The sequence below is a fragment of the Gordonibacter pamelaeae 7-10-1-b genome (assembly GCF_000210055.1).
Taxonomy (GTDB): domain Bacteria; phylum Actinomycetota; class Coriobacteriia; order Coriobacteriales; family Eggerthellaceae; genus Gordonibacter; species Gordonibacter pamelaeae.
The window spans coordinates 3,428,918-3,431,435 of the sequence record NC_021021.1 but is presented as its reverse complement, the minus strand read 5'-3'; the positions used below and the strand labels follow the sequence as shown (position 1 = coordinate 3,431,435).

At 66.2% G+C, this 2,518-nt stretch carries 3 protein-coding genes and 1 pseudogene; all 4 read right to left on the bottom strand.

What is annotated here, in order from left to right; genetic code table 11:
• Positions 1-992: pseudogene (locus GPA_RS19650) on the bottom strand (ABC transporter permease); the annotation flags it as partial.
• 10 nt (positions 993-1,002) lie between these two features.
• Entirely contained in the window at positions 1,003-1,704 is a 702-nt protein-coding gene (locus tag GPA_RS15785) for an ABC transporter ATP-binding protein (protein ID WP_041239800.1), read from the bottom strand.
• A gap of 165 nt (positions 1,705-1,869) precedes the next feature.
• Positions 1,870-2,154 carry a 50S ribosomal protein L23 gene (gene rplW, locus GPA_RS15780; RefSeq protein ID WP_015540478.1) on the bottom strand — a complete coding sequence of 95 codons (285 nt, stop codon included), beginning with the start codon at positions 2,152-2,154 and terminating at the stop codon, positions 1,870-1,872.
• A partial coding sequence (locus GPA_RS15775; protein WP_083809193.1) for a 50S ribosomal protein L4 occupies positions 2,154-2,518 on the bottom strand: 365 nt, incomplete at its 5' end. The genes rplW and GPA_RS15775, both read right to left, overlap by 1 nt.

Here is a 2,518-nt window from a genome sequence, read left to right as displayed (position 1 = left end):
CTATCGTAGGCGGCCTGCGCGTCGGCGAGCTTCTGCTTGTTCTCGGCGATGGCCGCAGCCGCCTCGTCCAGCTGGCGCTGCGCGTCGTTGAGCTGCTGCTCGGCATCGGCCCGCTCGCGCTCGTAGTCGGCGCGCTTCTCGTCGAGCTCCTTCTGGGCGTTGGCGCGCAGCCCGTCCGCGCGGGCCTGCTCGCGCGCGGGGGCGAGGGTCTCTATGCGGTCCTCTACCTCGTGCACGCGCTCGAAGTAGGCGTCGCTTCCCGAGAACTCGCCCGCCGCCCCCGCCACCGTGACGAAGGCCTCCGTGTAGGGCAGATCCTTCGAGAAATCCGATTCCGGCACGTACATGAACTGCTGCACCGAGCCCGACCCGAGCGAGGTGGTGCCCATGGACGTGGACGACACGTAGTACGAGGAGTGCACGTAGCCCACCACCTGGTACGTGCGCGTGGCCAGCACGTCGTCCACGTCCTGCGAGCCCTCGGTGATCTGCACCGTGTCGCCGATCTTCGTGGGCGTGTTCATCACCTTGTCGGCCGACAGCACGCACTCGCCCTCGCGCACCGGCCACGAGCCCTCCACAAGAACGGGCCGGTTCAGGTAGTCGGCGGCGCCGGAGACCGCGTTCACGCCGTCGCCCGTATCGCTTTCCGCAGCGGCGGCGGGCAGCGAGTGCACGCGGATAGCGTACTGCTCGTCGTTCACCGTGGCCATGACGTCCGTCTCGTAGGCACCCATGACCTGCGCGACGCCCTCCACGCCGCGCAGGGCGGCCAGGTCGTCGTCGGTGAGGCCGAGCGTCGACACCACGCGGATGTCCATGAGGTTCGTGCCGTCGTAGAACTGGTCGGCCGCGAGCTTCATGTCGGGGGCCGTCATGCGCAGCCCCGCGTAGAATCCCGTGCCCAACGCCACGATGCCGGCGATGGCCAGGAAGCGCCCGAGCGAGTGCGTGACGGAACGGAGGACGTCCTTGTTGAATGCGCCCCTCAAGCCCGCTCCCCTACCACTCCAGGACGTCGGCCGACAGCGGGGCCTCGTTGATCTCGACGCCCGCCACGCGCCCCTCGCGGATGTGGATGACGCGGTCGGCTATGGCCGTGAACGCCGAGTTGTGCGTGATGAGCACGACGGTCTTGCCGGTGTCGTAGCACGTGTCCTGCAACAGCCGCAGGATGGCCTTGCCGGTATGGTAGTCCAGCGCACCGGTGGGCTCGTCGCACAGAAGCAGCTTCGGGTTCTTCGCCAGCGCGCGGGCGATGGCCACGCGCTGCTGCTCGCCGCCGGAGAGCTGGGCGGGGAAGTTGTCCAGCCGATGCCCCAGCCCCACCTGGGCAAGCACCTCGGCCGCATCGAGCGGGTCCTTGCAGATCTGGCTCGCCAGCTCCACGTTCTCCAACGCCGTGAGGTTCTGCACGAGGTTGTAGAACTGGAACACGAAGCCTATGTCGTAGCGGCGGTAGTAGGTGAGCTCCTTGCTGTTGAACGCGCTGATTTCGCGCCCGTCCAGCATGATGGTGCCCGACGAGCACCCGTCCATGCCGCCCAGCATGTTCAGGAGCGTGGTCTTGCCGGCGCCCGAGGGCCCCACCACCACCACGAGCTCGCCGCGCTCGATGTCGAACGTCATCCCGTCGACGGCCGCGACCTCCACCTCGCCCATCGTGTACACCTTGCGCACGTCGCGGAACTCCACGAATGCCAAATCGATCCCTCTCTTCACCCTCGCAGCTGCGTTTGCCCCACCATACACCAACCATCCCGTCCGCGCACGCGAGCATACAAACTCGCCATGCGCCCCGGCCCTCCCCCAACACGAAAAGCGCCCCGCAGATGCGGGGCGCTCCAAAGCTTCGGACGGCTCGATAGCCTAGCTGGCGAACAGCTCGATCGTGTCGCCTTCCTTCAGCGTGACCATGGCCTTCTTCCAGGTGCGGGTCTGGCCCAGCTGGTAGCGGACGCGCTTGGGCTTCGGCTTCACGTTCAGCGTGTTCACCTTCACGACCTTCACGTTGAAGATGGCCTCGACGGCCTGGGCGATCTCCACCTTGTTGGAGTCCTTCGCCACCTCGAACGTGTACGTGTTCTTCTCCATCATGTCGTAGCTATGCTCCGTGATGATGGGGCGGATGATAACCTCGCGGGGATCCTTCATTATGCGAGCACCTCCTCGATGTACTTGAGGGCGTCGGCCGTCACCACGAGCTTCTTGTTGTCGATGAGCTCGTAGGTGTTGATGTCGGACACCGGGATGATGTTCACCTTCGGGATGTTGCGGAACGACAGGTACGTGTTCACCGCGTCGTCGGCGATGACGAGCGCCACGCGACCCTCGAGGCCGAGCGCCTTCATCGCGGCCACGGCGGCCTTCGTGGAGGGCTTCTCGAACTCGAAGTCCTTCACCACCACCAGCTCGCCGTCGGCCAGCTTGGCGGAGAGCGCGGAGCGCATCGCCAGCTTGACCTCCTTGTTGTTCACGCGGAACGCGTAGCTGCGCGGATGCGGGCCGAACACGGTGC